Here is a 17956-nt window from a genome sequence, read left to right on the forward strand (position 1 = left end):
ATGAATGTGGGAGGTGTTCGGATAAAGTCGATAATCAAGGTAGGGTCGCAAGTTGCCGCTTTTTAAAAAATAGTTCTTGCCAGCGGGTGGGAGCTCCGTTATATTATTCCCTGCGCACTCGCGCACCCTTGATCGGGCGTTTAGCTCAGGGGGAGAGCGCTTCCCTGACACGGAAGAGGTCAGAAGTTCAAATCTTCTAACGCCCACCAAATGTTCGCAGCTCAGAGGCTTCGCCTCTGAGCTGTTTTGTTTTACGCCGTCAAGCCAAAAGGACGTCGCGTCACCCAAAGCCGCCTCAACAGCTCCAATAACCATCCCGGCCGACGCCGATACCGCCTCGACAGCGCCGGCAAACACCCCAACTGCACCCCAAGCCGCCCAAACGACCCCGGTAATCGCCCCGATCGGGCCCAAAATCGCTCAACAGCCCTAACGGCCGCCCCGATCAGGCTCGGATGGCCCTCGCAGCCATATTTAAGTAACCCCCTCTATATTGAGGTCTAATACTATTCCCGAGAAGTGAACGAGCTTATTTGGACCCCCGGAGCATCCACACTTTTTGACGTTAAAACCGCAGGATTCCAGCAGCAAAACCGCAGGAAACAAGCCCCTAAAAGTGTCGATGTTTCGGGGGTCCATTCTGACTCGTTCACTTCTCGGGAAAAGTATTAAACCTGGATATATGGCCGCTAATTCTAACCCCTCGCTACCGCCCCTACCAATACTGATGCGCATCGATAACGGCTTGCCAGAGCCAAAATCGCTTCGTTTCGGCACGCGCGTTGGCAAAATATCGCTGCTCTGCACTCATCGCCTTGTTAAAGATGGGGCGCTTATTCCGATGCAGCTTGCGTCGGATGCGCTCGCACAGCCGAACGAGCTTTTCGTAGTCATTTGCTTGGTCGGTTGTCACGGTAAAATACGCTACCCCCTCAAGCAGTTCCAACTCGTTGCGGCGCTCGGCATCCTTGTGGATCTTCTCGCGGCCGTCATGAATGGCATCGCTGTCGTAGTCGACCATCGCGGTCAGCACCTCTGGCAGCAGTCCGGCCTTTACTTTATCCCTGCCCACCTCGACTTTAGCTGTAAGCGTAATGTCGGGCGTGCGCTCCAGCACGCGCAGCTTGCGCTCGCGCCCATCGTTGAGTCCATCGCGAATAAAGACCTTCTTGTTGAGCTCGGCCTTGCCCAATGCATACCCGCCGTAGCGCGCAGGCAGCGACATAAACATGCAAAGCCCCGACTCCCTGGGAGAGCGCGACCCCTCAATCACATATGCAAGCAGCGCCTTTGCTTTCGCAAGATCCCTCACCTTGGGGGACTTCTCGATATACGCCGCAATGAGCTCCTTGGTCGTAAGCCTGCCGTCGCGCATGCCCGCACCCCTGCTTGTTACCCCACCGGGAGCAAGGTTATCTAGCCGATAGTCCGATGTCATGGCATAGCCGGCATAGATGGCAGCCGCCGCATCGCCATCGTGCGCGGCCTGCAAAAACGCCAGCTCGGGAGAGCACACATACGCATCCAGGTCGCCCATCCAGTGGCCCAGCGAGATAAACGAACCTGCCGGGAGCTCGTTGGTGCACAGGTGCGTCGCGACGTGCTTGGTCCGCCGGCGGTCAGCGCGCGTCGGCACCATCAGATCCAGCACATCAATCCCCAGGTCGTAGTGATCGATAAACTCCTGAGCCTCCCGGTCACAGAGCGCGCAGGCGCCCGCGATCGACACGACCTCTGGTTCCGAATCCCCAAATCGAGGGTTCGGGATGTGCGCCAAAAGCGCCAACGCAGCGTTATGTGAAACGATAAAGTAGCTCATGGCGCGAAGATAACACGCGCGTCGGCGGCCGCCGGCGGTCCTGGTAAGTTTTCGGCAAACGACCGGCGGTTTTTTGCCGCAGCGCGCCCAAAGTGTTCATTCGTCGACGTCTAGCTGCAAATCCGTCAAGCTTTTGGCAAGGTTGCCGCTCAACTGACCAAAATCTGACCAAACACTTGCTCATTTGCTTGACGGCACGCACTCGCCAAAATGCTCCGCGACTTCTCGGACGGTCGAAATGCTCGTTTAGCGACCACGCACCCGCCGCTGGGGTATCCTTGGAGCACATGCACCGCAAGCCGCACAAAGGAGCCGCCATGCGCACCGAACTCGACGTTCCCTTTACGCACAAAGACAAGGCCAAGGCCCTGGGCGCCAAGTGGGACCGAGCCAAGAAGATCTGGTACGTGCCCGATGGCGTCAACCCCGAGCCCTTTGCCGCGTGGCTGCCCGGCGTGGATCGCTCCGACCCCAGCGCGCCCTACATCTACCTGGTGCTGGGCAAGCGCGAATGTTGGAAGTGCCACGAGCAGACGACGGTCGCGGCCTTTGGCATTCCGTATCGGGTGGCCGAGGACTCGGGCAGCAAGGCTGCGCCCAGCGCTGCGCCCGCCATGGACGACACGGGCCATATCGCGATCGACACCGCCCGCGCCAACGCCGTGGTCATCGTCCCCGCGCTGGGCTGCGTGCCGGCCGAGATCCGCGACTACCTGCGCGAGCGCTGCGGCTACAAGCCCGTAACGTCGCGCACCACCAAAACCGTATCGCTCGCCAGCACCTGCACCGCCTGTGGCGCGCTGCAAGGCAGCCATTACCTGTTCGAGGAGCCCACGTCGCCGTTTGCACTCACGGCCATCAACAAGCTGCCCGCGCTGGAGTTCGTGCGCGTGGAAGTCGCCGGCGTCTACGGCATCCCCGCCAGCCAGGACAACTTTGACCAGGCGCTCTTCACCTGGGCACGCGACCACCACACCCAGTTCCACAAGCCCCTGTGCGAGGGGATCTACCTGTAGGGCAAAGCTCGAAAATCGAGTCCAGTTTTTCTCGAAAATCGAGTGCGAAAATCCTCGAACATCGAGTATGATTATCCTCGAAAATCGAGTATGCGCAGGTAGTGAGGTTTATCAAATCATGATTTCTTATGGTTCGGAACAGCCCAAATCCTACCGTCCTCGCCTTTTGGACGAACGACTGCAAACCCTGCTCCAGATTTTTGGAGCAGTCGAGATTCGGGGCACCAAATGGTGCGGCAAATCATGGACCGCGCTCGCATTCGGTGAGAGCGTCGTTCATCTTGACGACCCAAACGTAAAGTCACTAGTCGAAGCCGATCCTTCGCTCGCCCTTCAGGGCAATAAGCCGCATGTCATCGACGAATGGCAGGAGACCCCCGCAACATGGGACGCCACACGCCGCGCCGTAGATGCATCCGGCGGCGAAAAGGGCCTCTATATCCTCACTGGATCATCAACGCCAGCAAAAAACTCTGTTACCCACAGCGGTGCCGGTCGCATAGCGCGTCTCGACATGAGCACCATGACGCTTTGGGAACGCGGACTTTCAACGGGGTCCGTTTCGCTGAAAAACCTATTCGATGGATCATTCGAACCTTCCGCCTATACAGGATCGCTCCCGATGTTGGCCGACGCAATTTGTTGCGGGGGATGGCCGGCGCTTGTCGGAGCGAGCCCCCAGATGGCCGCAGAGGTCGTTAACCAGTATCTCGATGCCATGTACGAAGTCAGCGTTCCGCAAAAAGGAGGCGTGGGGTCTACGGCGCGACATATCGTGTCCTCGCTCGCGCGCAACGTTGCGACATCTGCCACGCTCAACACCATTGCGGCAGACGCCTCGTTGGGCGACAGCGATGCCCAGCCGGCAACTTCAACCGTGGCGTTTTACCTCGACATGTTGGAGAGTATGTATGCGATCGTAAATCTGCCCGGTTGGGATGCGCCCGTCCGCGCCAAGTCTCGCCTGCGCACCAAGCCAAAACGTTATTTCGTCGACCCCTCCATTCCCGCAGCCGCACTCGGAATGAACCCCGAGAGGCTCCTTGCAGACGGCCAAACATTTGGCCTGCTCTTTGAGTCTCTGTGCATTCACGATCTGAGTGTCTACACCTCGTGCCTGCCCGGCTCGTATCCGGGCTCACTCCACTACTATGGCGACTCCGACGGGCTTGAAGTCGATGCCATCATCGAGCTGAACGATGGCCGCTGGGCGGCGATAGAAATCAAGCTCGGCGAATCCAAGGTAAGCGACGGAATCCGCAACATCGAACGCCTGCGCCGCAAGGTCGCCCTGAACCCTGCCGCACGCAACCCTCAGCCGGAGTTCTGCGCCGTCGTCACCGCGACCTCGCCCTTCTGCCGCTACGATGCCGAACACGATGTCTACGTGTTCCCCATTGGGGCGCTGCGGGCGTAGGGCGGTGCATCTCAGCTCATTTGATTATCTTGACTGGCAATTTGGTCATCGAAGCTACGGCTCCGCCTCTTCATAGGTAATGGCGAGGCGGAGCCGCGATCAGCAATAGCGACGTTACGAACAGAACGTCATCGAGAATCCTATGCGAGATCGCTACAACCCCAGGATGCGCTCCAGGTAGCCCTTGTTGAACCAGAACGATTGCTTGGTCATCCAACGTCCGTCGGGCAGCTCGTAGGCGTTCCTCGCAATGTCGCCAATTTCGGTTCCATCGGCGAATCTGTACGCAGCTTTTGAGGTGTGCGGGCGAACGTGGACGATCGAGTTGTCTGCCATACCGGGCAGATTGTTGGTCACCTTGAGCTTTCCGCTTGCATCCCGATACGGATTGAGCTCAACGCCCTCGCGAATGACCTTTCGCGTCTCATCCCAGCAAGCCTTTGCGGGGCCTTCGATTTCGTTTGCCGGCATTGCCCAGAATAGGCAGCGGTCAAGGCGCCACATTCCCTCGTGGTCCTCGCGGAACACGGCAAAGAAGAAACGATTGGTCTCAAGGCGCGCACGGAAGGAAGACGTTTCCCAATCCTCGTTGATTAGCTGCTTAAACTCAAACGGAGGGAAAGACATTGCCTGCTCGATGTGCCCTCTCTTATTAACGCGACAAGCACGGACGTTAATCCCGGCCTTAACGAACTCCTCGGCAGCATTGCTTTTAATGCCGAGCATTCGATAAACGAGCGTCGTCCACTGCGCCTTGTTGCCCGTGTACTCCAATCCGTACTGCTCCGCAATCTGGCGATCGGTCTCGCCATAGTGGCGCTCGATAAGCGCAGTTACGTAGCTTTCGAAATCAATGGACTCGTCGCCGGCCTGGACGATGCTCTCACCGACGCGCGGGGCACCGAGGACATAGGTGTGGAGGACGTAGTCCATATACGAGCGCTTGAGCGAAAAGGCGCGACGCTTTGCGCGACGGCGCTCGATCTCGCCCGTATCGGTATTGAAATACTCGTAATACTGGTCAACCCACATCGTCGCTTCGGTTGCACCCTTTGTGCAGGCGCCCAAGTAGGTGGTCATGCCCTCCGAAAGCTCATCCGCGCGGCCATCTTGAATGTATGAAATGATCTTCTCGTAGTCAGCGCGAATGATCTTCATGTCCTCTTCGGGCAGGCGAACCATAACAGCGCGCTCAATACGCTGGTCGTATTTATCGATAGAGCGATCACGGCCGTAGTAAATCAGCAAGATATTGCTGAGCTTGGTCTTGAGATGCGAGTTGTCGTAGTCAAGCGAGACAGGGCGGTCGTAAGGAATCATCGTTAAGACAAGGCGCTCGCCGGCCGACTTGCGACCGTCCTTGAGCACGTCAAAACACGTTGCCTTAAGTTCGACGCCTGCCTCGGGAAAGTCCGGCCGATCATCGCTATTGGCCTTGTAGCCAAAGTAACGCTCCTCAATCAGGGTTCCCATACCGCCCTTGTACTTCTTAGACCCAAAGTCCTTGGGCGCACTCTCCCCCTCCGGCGCAATACCGAGCTCGAGAATATCGCGAAACGTCATCCCGTCGAGATTGGCAGCATACCGCTCAATGCTTGAGGGGTCAGAAAAATCGGTATCGTCAAGCATGCGCTTGAAATCGAGGTGCTTCTTGGACATGGGGTACCTCCGAACGTCGCAGTTAACCTCATGGTAGTTCAGGGCAGCATATTCCTCCATGAAATTGAGGTCTTGATCTTGTCCGCTCGATCGGTTATTGTTGTGAGCACCATAAACGGACACAGCAGCGATTGGAGAAACGTGTCTGAGATTAACATTGCCGAGCTTTTTGCGGGGGTCGGCGGATTTCGTCTGGGTCTTGAAGGCTATGCCGACCCGCGTCATCCCGAGTTTTACATGAAGCCCGCCGGCCCCTTCCATACCATTTGGGCCAACCAGTGGGAGCCGCCCGGAACCAAGGCACGTCAGTTCGCAGCCCGTTGCTATATGGATCGCTTTGGCGAGGACTCTGTTGTTAACGAAGACATCAATAAGGTGCTTGAACAGGCTGAAGCCGGCGAGATTGAAATCCCTGATGTGCAGATGGTCGTTGGCGGCTTCCCTTGCCAGGATTACTCTGTCGCACGTCCGCTTAATCAGGCACATGGCATCGAGGGCAAGAAGGGTGTCCTTTGGTGGGACATCTACCACTTTCTTGAGATGAAGAAGCCGCGCTTCGGTCTCTTTGAGAACGTTGACCGTCTGCTCAAGTCACCCGCATCTCAGCGCGGTCGCGACTTCGCCATCATCTTGAGCTGCCTTGCCGACCTCGATTACACCGTCGAATGGCGCGTGGTCAACTCAGCAGAATACGGTTTCCCCCAGCGACGCAAACGCGTTTACATCTTCTGCGAGAAAAACGCCGGCGAGGTGAACCTTGTTGATCGCATGCATAACGGCGTAATGGCGAAGGCCTTCCCCGCTATCTATCCCGACGAAATGGCCGAGCTCGACGTCCTGCCCGACCCTTATGAGAACTCGACTCGCTTTGGCGTTGGTCAAAAGACATCGCAGTTCAAGAACGCCGGTGTCATGCAGGGCTGCCACGTTCTGACCTGCGATTTTGCTGAGGACTATCACGGCGAGCGCCGCGTACTTGGCGATGTGCTTGTCGACGAGGCGAATGTTCCGGAGCAGTTCTACATCTCTGACGAAAAGCTCCCCGACTGGCGCTACCTCAAGGGCAGCAAGCGCGAGGAGCGAACCAATAAGAAGACGGGCTTTACGTACACGTATTCCGAGGGAGCCATGAGCTTCCCGGATGCTATCGACAAACCAAGCCGCACGATTCTCACAGGCGAAGGCGGCACGGGGGCCAGCCGTTTTAAGCATGTCATCGAGTGCCCCGACGGTCGCTTCCGCCGTCTTGTCCCCGACGAGCTCGATCAGCTCCAGGGTTTCCCGAAAGGCTGGACAGACACCGGCATGACCGATGGCCATCGAGCCTTCTGCATGGGCAACGCGCTCGTCACTGGCGTTCCCCACCGCATCGGTGAAGCCATGGTTGAGGTGTACAGGCTGTAACCAAACCGCTTTGGGCATAAACAAACGAGGGTCAGTTCTCTATTGAACTGGCCCTCGTCTTTAATTACACTGCTACGATTATATTGACGGACTATTCAGTCGCCACGCCAACCAAATTGAGCGTGACATTAAAAGTTGGATTTGCTTTCTGGGCATCATCCAAATCGGACACATTCACACAATCTGAATCCGTGCCCTCCATCCAGATGACAACCTTTATATGAGTGCCGTTATAGCCAACATTCGTAGCGATGGCCTTACCGTTTTGCCCAGCCGGCTTATCATATAGAGCGCCGTTTTTTGCGGCTGCCCAGTTCCCATTCTGCTGATCAATAAGATTGTCGGCATACAAGTGCATGTAACTTGCTTCTTGGGTTGTATCTCCCGCTGAAGCAACGCAGCTCCAGCCCATAGTGGCATTAACATCGTTGCCGGTTTCGGTAGAAGATGGCTGAGTCGGAGCATAGACGAACTTAAGGTCCTCACCGACAACAATACCAACCCTCAAGGACCCCTTAATCTTATTGAACCAATTCTCCGAAGCACCCGCCGAAGGCGTGACAACTAAGGGGCTATCAGGATTCAAATAGACATCGGCACGACCAGTCTCCTTAACCGTATAGACGGTATAGTTTCCCACCGCAAATGCGTAATACGAGTTGTTGCCTTGACGGTAAAGACCCTTTTCGTCGGTATTGGCTTCCTTATAGGAACTAACCTTTGTATTGCTCCAGGTGGCGGGTACAAACCAGGACTTCGCGTTATCCGTTGAGGAAGGGCTGATTTGATTTCCAACGGCAGATGCCGTCGTCAGCGCTTCGCGGTTGTCCTCATGATTAGGTGTATCTCCGGACACAATTTGGAGAACCATTCCGTTTGTCTGAGCGCTGATGCTGCCCGTAGTTGCCTTAACCGTAGAATTGGTAACAAACCATGCATACGTAGCCGACCCGAGTGCCACAGCTGCCATTACAACCGAAACAGCAGCAATCCTGAGCTGCTTTCTCATTTCGTAAATATTCATCTTTCACCTACCTTCTTTTCAAAAAAGGCGGAGCCGAAAGACCCCGCCCTCAAGTCAGCAGATATGCCATTCCGCTTGGTTAGTTACCGTTGGGAGTAGCAGTAAATTGAACAGTAACCTGATTTGTAGAGGTCAACTTACCAAGATTGTTGGTATAAACGGCTGCATCGGATCCCTCATAGTAAAGGTAAACATTTACAACGTGGTCCTTACCGGGCAAAACCTCGCCAAAGTCGGGAACAGCTTTATCCGCGCCGGAGCTAAGTTTAACTTCGTACGTGGTCGAATTAGCCTCCTGGCCATACACGACCCATTTCGTAGAATCAGCGCCGTCAACAATCAGAACGCGCAGGGCCTTATTCAAAGCAGAACTATTATTAGCCTCGTTCACGGCATCAAATTTACCGTTGGATACCCCAGCAACCTTCAGGCCATTCATCTTCTGGCCCTTAGTGCTTACATTAAAGGGGACGCAAACGGCATAATTTTCGTCCACGGCCTCCGTCGGGGTGCCATTCGTGCCAACCTTGTTCAGAGCGTCTATCAGAGTGCCGTCGGTAGTTGTCGTACCATTTCCAGTCCAGAATTCACCAACATGCGCGACGCCGCCCTTATCCAGCTGCTCGCCAAAAGTGGCAGGGAAAAGAGCCTTGTCACCAATATTGTTCTCAACCGAACTAACGTCAGCGGTACTAGCGCCAGTGGCGCCCTTAGCAATTGTCATGTAAGCAGCGTTCGACTGAGCGCTGATGCTGCTCGTCGTGGCCTTGACGGTATTGTTCGTCACAAACCATGCGAAGGTGGCGGAGCCGAGGGCTACGGCTGCCACGAGGACCATGGCGATGGCGGCGCCCATCTGCTTCTTTAATGCCTTGGTATCCATACGGACCCCTTTCTTTCCCCATTCATCCCAGATGACCCTCGAGAAGCCCGGAAGGGGAGCCCGCGCTTTCGTGTTGGATGTTGCTTGCCCATCCTCAAAAATTGGATTAGAGAATACCATATTTCTTACGATTTCCTTATGAGTTTTCAGCGGGCTACATTCCGGCAGATTCATGGGTCTACCTTGGGCTAGGTATGGAACTATGTAAACGCTGTTCACCTTATTTGGCCACGCGCTTCCGCTGTGTCATAAGCCTCTCTTAAGGTTTGCGGCCGCAGCGCCATGCCAGCATATTCACACCCCTCGCCGTGCTTCGCCCTAGCCCTTCCCCACTCGCTATACTGGTGTGGCACGTGTCATTTTTGCCTGCTAAACGGGCTATTTGTTGGGAGGGCTCATGCCTGCCGCCACTCAACCCAAGGGAAGCGTTTCCGTCGGATCGATCAAGCCGGTGACGCGCAAAGCCGTCCGCTGCCAGCGCGAAGTCGCCTGGTTGGTCACGCAGGCGGCCGGCAAGCTCGTCGCCACCACCGACGACGTCAACGCCCCCACGCCCAGCTTTGTGCTGGCGGCGGCGTTGTCGTACACCCGCGAGCAGGAGCAGACCGCCCAGGAGGACGGACACGCGATTGACTACGAGGCCGTCATGAGCCCCGACCTTGCGAGCTTTTGTGCGGCCGCAGGACTGCCCGCAGCACCCAACGCGCTTTCGGACGCGGGCTACATGTTCACCCTCTCGGGCGCGAATCTGATCCGCGACATCTATGCCTACTGCGGCGACCTGGGCGAGCGCATGGGAGACGCGGCGCAGGTCAAACCGGGTTACGCGATCAAACTCGCGCTACGACTGTTCTTACTGGGCGACACCTCAGCCACTTCCTCCGCCTCCGACAAAACCTCGGCATAACAAAAGCGCCGGGCCGGAGCATCAACCCCGGCCCGGCGCTTGTTCGTTCTACTTGTCCCCGTCGCCTACGGGCGAGTTCTTTTGGTTGCGGCGGTTACTCCACGTCACGTTGTGTTCCTTGTAGTAATCGGGCGCCTCGTTGCCGCTCGCGCTAATAGGATCGTTGCCGGTCAGGGTGTCGGCAATATCCTGCACGAACTTAATGAACAGACTCGAATCGTCGGTCTCGGACGAATCAAAGTCGAAGCCAAACTCCACCGCGCCGCCGATGATTTTGTCCACGCACTCCGGATCGTCGCCGTCCAGCCAAATGACCACGGTGTACTTGTCCACATCGCCCACGCGGAAGTTCGCGTGGCTGATGGTCGTCACCACGTCCTTGGACGCAAACGGCTCGGTGTTGGGCTCGGGGCTGCCGTCGGCCGCTGCCGCCGCATAGGTGGTGGGCTCGCCGTTGCGGTACACCCGCACGCGCGCCGCCTTGTCCACGCCCTTGCTGGCGCTGACCACCTTGAGCTTGGCGCTATAGCCCAGATCGGTCTTGCCGGCGTTGCGGATATAGAAGGTGTACGCCACGTAGTTTTTGCCGTTGTGGCTGCCGTCGATGTCGTCCAGGTTATCGGGCAGGTCCTCGGCGGCGATATTGGTGCCGTTGTCCACGGCGTCGGCCGCCAGGCGCGCGGTGGCGTTGTTAAAGTCACCGTTGTCGGCAATGGCCACGCCGCGGCGGAACAGCTCCAGGCGGTTGAGGTTGATGGTGAAGTTGCCCATGTTTTCCTGCATAAACGACAGGGCAAACAGCACGCCAAAGGCAAGCGCCAGCACCACGAGGGCCTTTTGCAGCTTGTCCATGCGCAGCAGCGCCGCGCCGATGCGTTCCATGCGGCGCTTGGGCATGTACATGGACACGACCGCGTCGGGGTCGATGTCGTCGAGGTCCTGGTCGGCCAGCGCCTGCTCCAACTCCTCGATGCGCACCACGCCGCGGAGGTTGCGTTTGGGCTTGGACTTGGGCTTGCCGAAGCGCTTGCGCGGGTCGGGATCGGTGCCGGGGGTGTCCTCGGGCTGACCCTCGGGCTGACCCTCGGTCAAATCCTCGGCCATGCCCTCGGCCAAATCCTCGGCTACACCCTCGGGCAAATCCTCGGCCAAATCCTCGGCAGTTTGATCTTGGTTGTCGTTACGCTTGAACAGTGCCATGGCGATCAGATCTTATATTTGGTGCGAATGTAGCCGACGTATTCTTTGACGAGCTCGCGCTCCATGTCGTCGGCGTAGCGGAACTGCAGGCCGCAGACGTTGCGGTACAGGCTGCCCTTGGGCGCGCGGCGCACCCAGCACACGATGCCCAGCTGCTCGGGCAGCTCGTGACGCTCGCCCTGCAGGCGGATCGTGGGCATTTGCACGGACAGGGCCTCGCCCACGTCGGGATAATCGTTGAGGTAGACGGCCAGGCCGCCAGCCGAGACGTCGATGGTCATGGCGTCCTCGGGCTCGGGGGTCGGCGCGTTGTCGCGCTGGTAGGTCAGGCGCATGGCGACCTTAAAACGCTCGTCGCGGCGCTTAACGAAGGTGCGCTGCTCGGCGACTTTGCGCATTTTCCAGTAGGTGCGGATGCCCTTTTTCTCGACTGACTCGGGGTAGCCGGCGAGCACGAACGTTTCCTCGCCCACTTTGTATTGCAGCAGCAGCTTTTGGTTTTCGTCCATGAGCAGCGGCTTGCCGGCGAGCATGGGCGCGCTCATAAGAAAGTACGCGTCGTCCAGGTTCTCTTTGTACGTGGCGAGCATGTTGAAGTCGGTTTTTTGGCCCATGGGCACGTCGAATGCCACCTGCAGCTTGGTCCCCGGCGTTATCTGTTGCTCTGCCATGTTGTCTCCCCCAGTCGCGGGCGCCGATATCATCGTCGTGCGCGATGCACATTGGGCTATTGTACCTGCTTTGCCGTAGGTTTCGATGTGCAGCGCGTGAAATGGCGCGGATGTGAGGCGCGGCAGCCGCTAGCGCATCTGCCCTGCACGCCCTGTTAGTCGATACTTGCGGTTACGGCTCGTCGTCGCGGCCGTAGGCTCTAGCTTGCCCTGCGCGATAAGCGCATTGACGCGCGTCCTAACCTGGGAGACGGTGAGTCCCGTGCATTCTGCCAGTTCACGTGTTCCCAGTTCGCCGTTGCGCTTGAGTGCCGCCACAATTAAGTCCCCGCCATGATCGATTTGCTCAACCTTCGCTCGGTAGAGGACAACCTTAAACCGGTCGAAACCCGGGCAAAACAATGGCTCGGCCAGACCGTGCGCACGCATAGCATCGAGCATCATTGGAATGCCCGATCCGTTGCCTTCGGCAGGAGAGCCCGCACCGTCGGGCAATGGAACAAGCGACATGAGCTTCACAAGCGTCGCATTGCGACATCGGGAGCTGCCGTCAAACAGGTTCTCGCGAGTCTTTCCTCCGTATAGGCCGCCGGGGTTCACCACCTCGATACGATCGTCAAAAACGTCGACGGCGATCGATTGCCCACAGAACCGATCCCCGTATTCCCTGTGGATAACCGCGTTGGCGATTGCCTCACGCAGGACCTCCTCGGGAATCTCCAGCGAGTCGATACGCGAAATGCCTTGGACGGTCGCGGTGCGGCGCAGGTTTTTGGCGACAGCCGCGACAGCATCCGAAATCATCTCGCCCAACGTTCCCTCGCAGATCGTACGGTCCATGAACCTCAACGACCCCGCCGCGCCCTTCTGCGTTCCGGCATAGACCGCCACATCGATAAAGAGCTTGGGATAGAACTGCTGAGGATAGGCACCCGCAGCCAGGAGCCCGGCTTTAGTGACATTGCCCTGGGAGTCGAGGAAATTCAGGCGCTCCAGCTTCGTTTTCTTGTCCGGCGCGTCGCGCATCGCACGGGGTGTCAGTGAGAAAGCACGCTCTATCGTGCGGTCGACCAGGGCCTCGTCAAGATCGCCTGCGACCGCGCCGGGCACTGCATCGCGATCACTGGGGCTCGTCCGTTCATACGATGACAAGGACAGGACCTCGGTCGACGAGAGCGGAACATCTTTGTCGTCGATGCGTTTGTAGCTGCCGCCTTGAGCGCCCCGCTCTATGACATAACAAGGCTTGCTCGACGGGTCGAGCTCCTCAATCGTGATGACCAGAACCACGGTGCCCTGGAGCTCCACGCGTTCAATGGTGTATTTGGGCGGATTGGCCAGTTTTCCGCGACCGCCGGCATCACCCATGCCCGCTACGAATTGGTTGAGTACCTTCTCGGTCTCAAAGTTCTCAACCGGGACAAAGCCCGCGCGCTCGCTCACGCCGAGCACGATAATTCCGCCAGCGGTATTCGCGAATGCGCTAACCGTTTCCCATACGTCGCGAGAAAGCGTCGTGGCGCTCTCCTTTACTTCGACGCTAAAGTCATCCGAACCCATGCGCTTTAAAGACTCGAGCAAACCGGCCAGCTCGTTTTCGTTCATCTGCACGTCCCTTCGCTCGGTCCTGCGGAGAATGCTGCAGACGGATTTCCCTCGTCTCTCAGTTATCTCTCGTAATTATCTCTTATCTTTCTGTTATCTCTCGTATTAGATATGAGTGAAAGATGAGAGATAAGATATCTCTACCTGCTTCATTAAATCATGTTTTTGCTGGTGGAACAATCGATATTGAGACAATATCATGGTTGCTTGTCTCTTTGCTGCTCAGTTATCTCTCATTTTTATCTCTCATCTTTCTGTTATCTCTCATATTAGAGATGAGTGAGAGATGAGAAATGCATGAGTGATGGACGGTCGGAAATCGAGAGTGGATTTTCGGACGGTTTTTGGGCGTTTTGGGGCTGTTTCCGTCCGAAAATCCACTCTCGTTCAATTTGCGTCCGAATTTCCACGCTCGTGTGTCCGAAAATCCACACTCATCCGGCAGATTGGTCGAAGGCCCCATATGGGTATACTCTCGAGGATTCGACTCGATTCGCCCCCGCTGGGGCGTCAAAGGAGACTGCATATGTCCGCCACCTCAACCGACCCGCGCGCCGCTGCTGCCGCGCTGCTGGTACCCGGTACCACCTGCCACGGTTTTGCCGTCGAGCGCTGCGAGACCGTGCCCGAGCTCGACTCGGACGCCTACGTGCTGCGCCACACCGCCTCGGGCGCTCGCCTGCTGTACCTGGCGTGCGATGACGAGAACAAGGCCTTTGCCATTGGCTTTAAGACGCCGCCGGCCGATTCCACCGGCGTGTTCCATATTCTTGAGCACTCGGTGCTGTGCGGGTCGGCCAAGTTTCCCGTCAAGGAGCCGTTTGTCGACCTGATCAAGAGCTCCATGCAGACGTTTCTCAACGCCATGACCTACCCCGACAAAACCATCTACCCTGTCGCCACCACCAACGAGCAGGATCTGTACAACCTGATGGACGTGTATCTGGACGCGGTGTTCAACCCGGCCATCTATACCAAGCCCACCATTTTTGAGCAGGAGGGCTGGCACTACGAGCTGGACCTGCCGGAGAGCGTCGAGATCGAGGGCAGCGACAGCTCCGCGAGCCTGCGCGAGGGCACGCTGCGCTATAACGGCGTGGTATTCAACGAGATGAAGGGTGCGCTGTCCGATCCCATGAGCGTGCTGGACGACGCCGTCAACGCCGCGCTCTATCCCGACACCGCCTATGCGCACGAAAGCGGCGGCGACCCGCGCGCGATTCCCGCGCTCACCTACGAGCAGTTCCTGGACACGCACGCGCGCCACTACAACCCCTCCAACTCCTACATCACGCTCTACGGCGACCTGGACGTGGACCGCGCACTGGCCTTTTTGGACGAGCGTTATCTGTCGCAGCCGAGTGCCGCAAGCCGCCGCATGGACGCAGCCGTTGCCGCCGGCGAGGACCCGTCCGCGCTGGCGCCCAATCCGCTGGGCGTGCAGACGCCCGTGACCTGCGAGTACAAGCGCGTCGAGATGGCCACTACACCCGAGAACGCCCTGGTGGGCCTGGGCCTTGTGTTGGGCAGCGCGCTCGACCGCAAACGCACGATCGCGGCGGATATCCTGTTCGAGGCGCTGCTGGGCTCCAACGAGGCGCCGGTCAAGAAGACCATTCTGGCCGCCGGCCTGGGCGGCAACGTGGTGAGCTACACCGCGGCCGAGAGCCTGCAGCCCTACGAGCTCATCATGTTGCAAAACGCGCAGCCCGGCGTGGCGCGCGAGCTGCGCCGCGTGTTCCAGGACGCCTGCCGCGACCTGTGCGAGCACGGCGTTCCGCGCGAGCGCCTGGAAGCCATCATCAGCAGCAACGAATACGATCTGCGCCAGCGCGACTACGGCATCGCCGACGGCGTGGCCATTGCGTGCGACGCGCTGAGCACGTGGCTCTACGATGACGACGCCGCGACGCTGGCGCTCAAGTACGGCCCGGTGTACGAGGAGCTGCGCAGCGAGCTGGACGGCAGCTATTTTGAGGACCTGCTGCGCGAGCTGGTGCTGGAAAACGACCACTTGGCACTGGTCGAGCTGGTGCCGGTGGACGCCGACGAGGGTTCGGAGGGTGCCGAGGCCGCCGAGCTCACCGCCAAGCGCGACGCCATGACCGATGCCGAGCTGGCAGACGTGGTCGAGCGCACGGCCGCGCTGCGTGCCGCCCAGGAGGCGGAAGACGCGCCCGAGGCCAAGGCCACGCTGCCGCGTCTGCGCGTGTCCGACATTGGCGAGGCGCGCCCCGAGCCGCCGCTGGTTGTGGACACGACTGCGCCCATTCCCTGCCTGCGCCACGGCATCCCCACCAACCGTCTGGCCTACGCCATGCAGTATTTCGACCTGAGCTGCGTCGCGTTTGAGGACCTGCCTTATGTGACGCTGCTCTGCCGCCTGCTCAAGCAGCTGCCCACGCAGACGCATACGGCCGAGGAGCTCGACAACCTGATCGCCGGCAAGCTGGGCTTTTTGAGCTTTACGACCGAGGTCATGACGCAGCCCGACGTGGACGGCGTGCGCCCCTACCTGCTGGTGAGCGCCGGCGCCCTGTCCGAGAAGATCGATTCGCTGGCAAGCCTGCCGCGCGAGGTGTGGTCGAGCACGCTTTTGGCAGACGCCGACGCCGACCGCGTGCGCGACGTGCTCACGCAGATTCGCATTGGGCTTGAGCAGGGCTTTATCAACAACGGCCACTCGGCGGCGCTCGGTCGCGCGATGAGCTACAGCTCGCCTTCGGCCGTGGTGCGTGAGCAGCTCTCGGGCGTAGACTTCTACCTGTTCCTGCGCGATTTGCTCGAGCACTTTGACGAGCGCGTGAACGGGCTGCGTACCAAGCTTTCCGAGCTGGCGGAGCGTATCTTTGTGGCCGATGGCTGCATGGCGAGCTTTACCGGCAGCGATGAGGACTTTGACACGTACTGGGATGCCGCGGGCGACCTGGGGCTGGGTGCGGGCGACGGTGCCGGCCGCCACGCGCTCGCGGTGCCGGCGCCGTGCGACCGCCACGAGGCTTTCGTGATCCCCAGCGACATCTGCTTTGCCGCGCGTGCGTGCGATCCGCGTCGCCTGGGCATTGACGTGACAGGCGCTTGGGCCGTGGCTGCCAACGCGCTCTCCTACGATTACCTGTGGAACGAGATTCGCGTGAAGGGCGGTGCATACGGCTGCGGATTCCGCGCAGCCGGCGAGCGCCAGACGGCGTTCTACACCTACCGCGACCCGGCGATCGACCCTTCGATTGAGCGCGTGGAGCGCGCAGGCGCATGGCTTGGCCGCTTTGAGCCCGACGAGGCCGCCTTTGAGGGCTTTATCGTGAGCTGCGTGAGCGGCATGGACGCGCCGATGAAGCCGTACGCGCTCACCAAGCGCCGCAACACGACCTACCTGGCCAGGCTCGATCCGCATGCACGCGAGGAGCGCCGCGCCCAGATGCTCGCCGCCACGCCCGGTGAGCTCCGCTCGCTCGGCGCCGACGTGACGCGCATCGCAGCCGAGTCGCCCACCTGCATCTTTGGCGGCCGCGATGTCATCGCCAAGAGCAACGCCAACTTCAACGTAGTCGACCTGCTGGGCTAGCCACAGCAAGCAAAACCACTACAAAGGGGACAGGCCCCTCTGTAGTGGTTCGAACACTTGTTCTATACGTACACATGTTCTATAGTATGGGTGATTGCATCGGATCTAAATTGCAACTAGAATATAGTTGCAGAATGTGAGGCGGGATGACTCGAGCCGATAAACTCATCGTCCAACTGTTTAGCTGCCCTTCGACGTATCGGTATGCCGATTTTTTAAAAGTCATGGCCTCATATGGCTTTGAAATGGACAGCAAAGGCAAGACATCCGGATCGCGCGTTCGCTTCTACAGGCCCTCAGATGGCAGGATGTTCGTGATGCACGCGCCTCATCCATCTGACGAATTGACAGCGGGGACAATTCGAAACATCGTTCGATTTCTGCAGGATGTCGGAGGCAGTCATGAGTAACGTTTTGGCATACAAGGGCTATTTCGCCCCAGTCGAGTTCGATGCCGAGCAGCATGTACTAACAGGTATGGTCGCCGGCATTAGGGACGCAATTGTATTTGAAGGCTCCACGGCTGAAGAAGTGGAGCAATGCTTCCACGACGCCGTCGACGATTACCTTGAGTTTTGTGCCGAAAAGGGCAAGGAACCAGAGCGGGCTTTTAAGGGCTCGTTCAATGTGAGAACAGGCTCCGAGCTTCACAAGCAGGCAGCACTGGCGGCGGCAAAGAAGGGCGAGTCACTCAATAAGTTTGTGACCGAAGCAATCGCCGCGGCGTTATAGCGTTAACGCATGGGCCAAAACCACCACAAAGGGGACAGGCACCTTTGTGGTGGT

Annotated in this window: 14 protein-coding genes, 1 tRNA gene and 1 pseudogene; 9 read left to right on the forward strand and 7 right to left on the reverse strand. The window is 58.4% G+C overall.

The genetic code is table 11. The features are described 5' to 3' along the window. Positions 1–134 precede the first annotated feature (134 nt). Positions 135–209: transfer RNA gene (locus DW151_RS09540), tRNA-Val, on the forward strand. A 506-nt stretch (positions 210–715) separates the two neighbouring features. On the opposite strand, the gene DW151_RS09545 is transcribed toward DW151_RS09540, so the two are convergent. Further along, positions 716–1729, reverse strand: a complete 1014-nt coding sequence (locus DW151_RS09545; RefSeq protein ID WP_118335568.1) for a hypothetical protein — start codon at positions 1727–1729, stop codon at positions 716–718. Between the two features lie 407 nt (positions 1730–2136). Here DW151_RS09545 and DW151_RS09550 point away from each other — a divergent pair, with 407 nt between their 5' ends. The 3 genes and pseudogenes from DW151_RS09550 (at position 2137) to DW151_RS10795 (ending at position 4252) form a co-directional block, all read left to right on the forward strand. Continuing rightward, positions 2137–2835: a DUF5710 domain-containing protein gene (locus DW151_RS09550; RefSeq protein ID WP_118335570.1), complete on the forward strand. Its 699-nt coding sequence runs from the start codon at positions 2137–2139 to the stop codon at positions 2833–2835. A gap of 118 nt (positions 2836–2953) precedes the next feature. Further along, positions 2954–3361, forward strand: a pseudogene (locus tag DW151_RS10925) (AAA family ATPase); the annotation flags it as partial. Positions 3362–3517: 156 nt separating this feature from the next. Then, entirely contained in the window at positions 3518–4252 is a 735-nt protein-coding gene (locus DW151_RS10795; RefSeq protein WP_233541134.1) for an ATP-binding protein, read from the forward strand. 153 nt (positions 4253–4405) lie between these two features. Here the strand turns inward: DW151_RS10795 and DW151_RS09560 are convergent, their stop codons facing one another. Beyond that, positions 4406–5911: a Sau3AI family type II restriction endonuclease gene (locus DW151_RS09560; RefSeq protein WP_158571691.1), complete on the reverse strand. Its 1506-nt coding sequence runs from the start codon at positions 5909–5911 to the stop codon at positions 4406–4408. 141 nt (positions 5912–6052) lie between these two features. Here DW151_RS09560 and dcm point away from each other — a divergent pair, with 141 nt between their 5' ends. Next, on the forward strand, positions 6053–7315 hold the full coding sequence (gene dcm / locus DW151_RS09565; protein ID WP_233543390.1) for a DNA (cytosine-5-)-methyltransferase: 1263 nt from the start codon (positions 6053–6055) through the stop codon (positions 7313–7315). A gap of 91 nt (positions 7316–7406) precedes the next feature. Here dcm and DW151_RS09570 read toward each other — a convergent pair whose 3' ends face one another. Together DW151_RS09570 and DW151_RS09575 are read right to left on the reverse strand one after the other, a co-directional pair. Next, the gene (locus DW151_RS09570) at positions 7407–8339 is read right to left on the reverse strand and encodes a hypothetical protein (RefSeq protein WP_118335573.1); all 933 of its coding nucleotides are present in this window, start codon (positions 8337–8339) and stop codon (positions 7407–7409) included. Positions 8340–8418: 79 nt separating this feature from the next. After that, positions 8419–9222 (reverse strand): hypothetical protein, encoded by an 804-nt coding sequence (locus tag DW151_RS09575; RefSeq protein WP_147351780.1) that lies wholly within the window; start codon positions 9220–9222, stop codon positions 8419–8421. Between the two features lie 397 nt (positions 9223–9619). Between DW151_RS09575 and DW151_RS09580 the strand changes: the two genes are divergently transcribed. Then, complete coding sequence (locus tag DW151_RS09580) at positions 9620–10129, forward strand: hypothetical protein (RefSeq protein WP_118335577.1); 510 nt, start codon at positions 9620–9622, stop codon at positions 10127–10129. 48 nt (positions 10130–10177) lie between these two features. On the opposite strand, the gene DW151_RS09585 is transcribed toward DW151_RS09580, so the two are convergent. The 3 genes from DW151_RS09585 to DW151_RS09595 all read right to left on the reverse strand — a co-directional run bounded on the left by DW151_RS09585 (position 10178) and on the right by DW151_RS09595 (position 13605). After that, the gene (locus tag DW151_RS09585; protein WP_118335579.1) at positions 10178–11329 is read right to left on the reverse strand and encodes a hypothetical protein; all 1152 of its coding nucleotides are present in this window, start codon (positions 11327–11329) and stop codon (positions 10178–10180) included. Positions 11330–11334: 5 nt separating this feature from the next. Further along, complete coding sequence (locus tag DW151_RS09590) at positions 11335–12000, reverse strand: PilZ domain-containing protein (protein WP_158571692.1); 666 nt, start codon at positions 11998–12000, stop codon at positions 11335–11337. A gap of 129 nt (positions 12001–12129) precedes the next feature. Then, positions 12130–13605: an ATP-binding protein gene (locus tag DW151_RS09595; protein WP_118335583.1), complete on the reverse strand. Its 1476-nt coding sequence runs from the start codon at positions 13603–13605 to the stop codon at positions 12130–12132. A gap of 526 nt (positions 13606–14131) precedes the next feature. Here DW151_RS09595 and DW151_RS09600 point away from each other — a divergent pair. The 3 genes from DW151_RS09600 to DW151_RS09610 all read left to right on the forward strand — a co-directional run bounded on the left by DW151_RS09600 (position 14132) and on the right by DW151_RS09610 (position 17902). Further along, a complete protein-coding gene (locus tag DW151_RS09600; RefSeq protein WP_118335585.1) occupies positions 14132–17170 on the forward strand; it encodes an insulinase family protein in 3039 nt (1012 codons plus the stop codon). A gap of 146 nt (positions 17171–17316) precedes the next feature. Continuing rightward, the gene (locus DW151_RS10930; RefSeq protein WP_118335587.1) at positions 17317–17580 is read left to right on the forward strand and encodes a type II toxin-antitoxin system HicA family toxin; all 264 of its coding nucleotides are present in this window, start codon (positions 17317–17319) and stop codon (positions 17578–17580) included. Continuing rightward, complete coding sequence (locus DW151_RS09610; protein WP_022094981.1) at positions 17573–17902, forward strand: type II toxin-antitoxin system HicB family antitoxin; 330 nt, start codon at positions 17573–17575, stop codon at positions 17900–17902. The genes DW151_RS10930 and DW151_RS09610 overlap by 8 nt, the downstream gene beginning before the upstream one ends. Positions 17903–17956: the final 54 nt, after the last annotated feature.

It is taken from the genome of Collinsella sp. AM13-34, assembly GCF_003473055.1.
Classification (GTDB): Bacteria; Actinomycetota; Coriobacteriia; order Coriobacteriales; family Coriobacteriaceae; genus Collinsella.

Excerpts from the sequence above, each read along its gene's own strand:
- DW151_RS09575 (WP_147351780.1), bottom strand. The coding sequence starts at position 9,222 with ATGGATACCAAGGCATTAAAGAAGCAGATGGGCGCCGCCATCGCCATG.
- DW151_RS09610 (WP_022094981.1), top strand. The coding sequence starts at position 17,573 with ATGAGTAACGTTTTGGCATACAAGGGCTATTTCGCCCCAGTCGAGTTC.
- DW151_RS09585 (WP_118335579.1), bottom strand. The coding sequence starts at position 11,329 with ATGGCACTGTTCAAGCGTAACGACAACCAAGATCAAACTGCCGAGGAT.
- DW151_RS10795 (WP_233541134.1), top strand. The coding sequence starts at position 3,518 with ATGGCCGCAGAGGTCGTTAACCAGTATCTCGATGCCATGTACGAAGTC.
- DW151_RS09580 (WP_118335577.1), top strand. The coding sequence starts at position 9,620 with ATGCCTGCCGCCACTCAACCCAAGGGAAGCGTTTCCGTCGGATCGATC.
- DW151_RS09570 (WP_118335573.1), bottom strand. The coding sequence starts at position 8,339 with ATGAATATTTACGAAATGAGAAAGCAGCTCAGGATTGCTGCTGTTTCG.
- DW151_RS09595 (WP_118335583.1), bottom strand. The coding sequence starts at position 13,605 with ATGAACGAAAACGAGCTGGCCGGTTTGCTCGAGTCTTTAAAGCGCATG.
- DW151_RS09600 (WP_118335585.1), top strand. The coding sequence starts at position 14,132 with ATGTCCGCCACCTCAACCGACCCGCGCGCCGCTGCTGCCGCGCTGCTG.
- DW151_RS09590 (WP_158571692.1), bottom strand. The coding sequence starts at position 12,000 with ATGGCAGAGCAACAGATAACGCCGGGGACCAAGCTGCAGGTGGCATTC.
- DW151_RS10930 (WP_118335587.1), top strand. The coding sequence starts at position 17,317 with ATGACTCGAGCCGATAAACTCATCGTCCAACTGTTTAGCTGCCCTTCG.
- DW151_RS09550 (WP_118335570.1), top strand. The coding sequence starts at position 2,137 with ATGCGCACCGAACTCGACGTTCCCTTTACGCACAAAGACAAGGCCAAG.
- DW151_RS09560 (WP_158571691.1), bottom strand. The coding sequence starts at position 5,911 with ATGTCCAAGAAGCACCTCGATTTCAAGCGCATGCTTGACGATACCGAT.